This is a genomic window from Streptomyces sp. DvalAA-14 (assembly GCF_900091855.1).
In the GTDB taxonomy this organism is placed as follows: Bacteria; Actinomycetota; Actinomycetes; order Streptomycetales; family Streptomycetaceae; genus Actinacidiphila.
The window spans coordinates 1-3,661 of sequence record NZ_FMCH01000178.1 but is presented as its reverse complement, the minus strand read 5'-3'; the positions used below and the strand labels follow the sequence as shown (position 1 = coordinate 3,661).

General features: G+C 73.8%; 3 protein-coding genes and 1 pseudogene. 1 reads left to right on the top strand and 3 read right to left on the bottom strand.

Translation table 11 applies throughout. The features are described 5' to 3' along the window. Both GA0115240_RS08670 and GA0115240_RS08665 read right to left on the bottom strand, forming a co-directional pair. Positions 1-1,290 (bottom strand): MFS transporter (locus GA0115240_RS08670; RefSeq protein WP_256069614.1); only part of this gene is annotated, 1,290 nt, incomplete at its 3' end. After that, entirely contained in the window at positions 1,287-1,766 is a 480-nt protein-coding gene (locus tag GA0115240_RS08665) for a MarR family winged helix-turn-helix transcriptional regulator (RefSeq protein WP_093736070.1), read from the bottom strand. The genes GA0115240_RS08670 and GA0115240_RS08665, both read right to left, overlap by 4 nt. A 125-nt stretch (positions 1,767-1,891) precedes the next feature. On the opposite strand from GA0115240_RS08665, the gene GA0115240_RS08660 reads away from it, so the two are divergent. Beyond that, the gene (locus GA0115240_RS08660) at positions 1,892-2,653 is read left to right on the top strand and encodes a YqjF family protein (protein ID WP_093736069.1); all 762 of its coding nucleotides are present in this window, start codon (positions 1,892-1,894) and stop codon (positions 2,651-2,653) included. Positions 2,654-2,667: 14 nt separating this feature from the next. Here the strand turns inward: GA0115240_RS08660 and GA0115240_RS08655 are convergent. Next, positions 2,668-3,661: pseudogene (locus tag GA0115240_RS08655) on the bottom strand (hypothetical protein); the annotation flags it as partial.

Here is a 3,661-nt window from a genome sequence, read left to right as displayed (position 1 = left end):
CCGGAACAGTCCGGACGCGGTGCCGAACTGGTCGGCGGGGGCCTGGGTGTAGAGGGCGGTCTGATTGCCGACCGACTGGGTGCCGACGGTGATGCCGAAGACCAGGCTCACGCCCACGATCAGCACCGCGGGGCTGCGGGTGGTCAGCAGCAGGATGCCGGTCGAGGCGACGAGCATCGTGGCGGCGGCGGTGACCAGCGGGCCGCGGACCAGATTGCGCCGGGACACCGGGCGCGAGACCAGCGCGGACACCGCGCCCATCGGCAGCAGGAAGAGGCCGGCCTGCACGGACGACATGCCGCGGGCGGCCTGCAGCCACTGGGTGAGGCCGTACATCACCGTGTACACGCCCAGCAGGGTCAGCGCGGCGCGCAGGTAGGTGCGGGTCAGGGGGCCGTTGGACACCAGTTGGCGCACGTCGAAGAACGGGGTGGGGGTGCGGCGCTCCCAGCCGGTCAGAACGGCTCCCAGCGCGAGGGACACCGCCAGGGCGGTCCAGTTCGGGTGCGGCAGCGCCATCAGGAAGACCAGCAGGGCGGTCATCGCCCCGGCGAAACCGGCGATGCCGGCCACGTCGAGGCGGGCGGCCACCTCGCGGGCGGTGCGGCGGCCGGCCGGCGGATCGTCGCGGGGGATCCCGTACGCGGTCATCGCCAGCGCGGCCAGGGCGAGCGGGATGTTGATCAGGAAGGCGGCCCGCCAGCTGAGCGCCCCGACGAGCAGCCCGCCGATCGGCGGTCCGACGGCGACGGTGGCCATACCGGCGACGGCCAGTCCGCCGAGCACTCCCCCGGGTGGCGCGCTCATCCCGGCCGACGCGGCACGGCGGCGGATCAGCAGCATGGCCGAGGGGTAGCCGGCCGAGGTGCCGACGCCGATCAGCACCCGCGCCGCGATCAGCGCGGCCAGGCTCTGGCCCAGCCCGCCGAGGACGCCGCCGAGCAGGACGAGCACGATGCCGGTGAGGAAGACCCGGCGCGGTCCGAACTCCTCGGCGAGCTTGCCGGCGGTCGGCTGGGCGACGGCGCTGGCCAGGTAGAGGGCGGACACCAGCACCGCGGTGCTGCCCACCGACACGTGCAGGGCCGCGGCGATCGGCACCAGGGCGGTGGCGATGAGGGAGCTGTTGACCGGGTTGAGCGCGGAGCCCATGAACAGGGGCGTGACGAAGGCCCACCCGAACGGATCAGCGCCGGCCGAGACGTCGCGCCCGGGCGGGCGGGGCCGTATGCCGGAGGTGCCGGGACGCCCCGCCGGGAGCTCGGCCGGGCGCCGGACGGGGTGCTTCACGCGGTGCCGTCCCGCCGGTCGCCGAGGTCGGCCGCCGCCAGGCGTTCCAGCAGTTCGATGGCCTTGTCCAGGTCCGGCCGCTCCTCGGACGGCACCAGGGCGTCGATCGCGCCGGCCAGGAACACCTTGCGGGAGGTCTGCAGGGTGGTGAGGAGCCGGCGGCCGGAGTCGGCGGCGGTGATGAGGATCTTCCGGCCGTCCTGGGGATCGCGGCCGGCCCGCACCAGGCCCTCGTCCTTGAGGACGGCCAGATTCTGGGCGATCGACTGCGGGCTCACGTGCTGGGCCGCGGCCAGGTAGGCCGCGGTGACCGGGCCGTCGTCCACCACTTGCTGGAGTACGGCCAGCTGCGAGATCGACAGGCCGGTGGCGTGCAGGCCGGCCTCCGCCCGCAGCCGCGACCGCAGCCGGGTGATCGCGATGCTCAGCCGGCGCGCGGACACCGCCGTGTCCGGGGATCCCTCGTTTCCGCTCATGCCCGAAGCCTAGCAAATCGACAAGCTTCTTGGGCAGATTACTTGTACAAGCTGCTTGCCCAGTCCGCCTGGGCAAGCAGCTTGCCGGTCTCGTCGGACCGGCGCGGATGGGGAATGCTGGCCGCATGCCCGCTCCTGATCCCGGCCCCATCGCCGTCGACGCGCCGGCCGGTGTGGTGGTGCGGCCGCTGATGACGCAGTGGTGGCTCGACCTGGCCTTCGTGCACTGGCCGGTGGAGCCGTCGCGGGTGGCCGGGCTGCTGCCGCCGGGAGTGCGGCCGGACACGCTGGACGGGGTCACCTACGTGGGCCTGGTCGCCTTCCGCATGCACCGGGTGGGCTGGTTCCGGCTGCCCGGGGTGCCGTACCTGGGCACCTTCCCGGAGACGAACGTGCGCCTGTACTCCGTCGACCGCCAGGGGCGGCGCGGTGTGGTGTTCCGGTCCCTGGACGCGGCCCGGCTGATCCCGGTGGCCGTCGGGCGGGGCGTCTTCCGGCTGCCGTACGTGTGGTCGCGGATGTCGATCCGGCGCGAACGGGACGTCGTCACCTACGCGGGCACCCGCCGCTGGCCGGGCCCGCGCGGCGCGCACTCCCGGATCTCGCTGCGGATCGGCGAACCGCTCGCGCGGCCGACGGAGCTGGAGCACTTCCTGACCGCCCGCTGGGGCATGCACAACGCGCTGCTGGGCCGCTCGGTGTACGTCCCCAACGCCCATCCCCGGTGGCCGCTGCACCGGGCCGAACTCCTCACGCTGGACGAGGACCTGGTCGCGGCGGCCGGCATCGGCGGACCGCTCGGCGACCCGGTGAGTGTGCTCTACTCCCCCGGCGTGCCAGTGCGGTTCGGCCGGCCGCACCGGCCGGCCGGCATCCCCACACCCTGACACCGCGGGCCGGCTCAGCCCAGCGAGGAACCGGTCACGTTCGGCTGTCCGGCGCCGATGAAGAAGATGCCGGGGAAGCCCGCGGTGGCGAAGCCGTGGCTCGGGTCGGCATGCAGGGTCGAGGACTGGATGGTCAGCGTGCCGGTGTGGTCGTTGCTGACGAAGAAGAGGGCGCCGCCGCCCTCCTTGGCGTCGTTGTGGCTGATGACCGAGCCGTCGACCCGGACGGTGTACTGGTTGCCGTCGGTGTAGATCGCGCCGCCGCTGCCGCCGCCGGGAGTGCCGCCGCGGGCCGGGTTCGCGCCGTTGCCGATCGCGGAGTTGTAGGTCAGCACGCTGTTGAGCACCACCCAGGACACGCCGATACTGCTGAGCGCCCCGCCGTTGGAGCAGGAGCCGCCCTGCCCGGGCGCGCCGCCGAAGGTGCTGTCGGTGATGTAGACGGGCTGGTCCTGGTACTGGTCCAGCACGCGGATCGCCGCGCCGCCGAGGTCCGGCCCGGTGGTGTCGCAGCGGTTGCGCACGAAGCGGGAGTTGACGGCCTTGAACCGCCCGCCGCGGACCAGGACGGCGCCCCCGCCGCCGCCCTCGGCCGTGTCGCCGGTGGAGTTGCCGTCGGCGAACGTGATGTTCTGCACGGTGAGTTCGGGTTCGCTCTGGTCCTGGCAGTGCGAGGTGGTCCAGCCCTGGGCCTGGTCGCAGGTGTCCATGTAGAGGATCCGCCGCTGCCCGCCGCCGCTGAGCGTCACCTTGCCGCCGCCGTCCAGGACCACCCGGGCGCTGGCGTTGCGCACCTTGGCGGTGGCGTTCATGGTGATCACGACCGGCTGGGGGCCGCAGGAGAAGGTGATGACACCGCCCGCCGCGACGGCTGCCACCACGGCGGCCGATGTGCAGCTCGCGGCCGTGCCGTTGCCTATCGTGCGGGTCGGGTGCGAGGTGTCCACGGCCTGCGCCGCGGCCGGGACGGCGGCGTGGCCGGCCGGGTTGCCGGCGCTCAGGACGCCG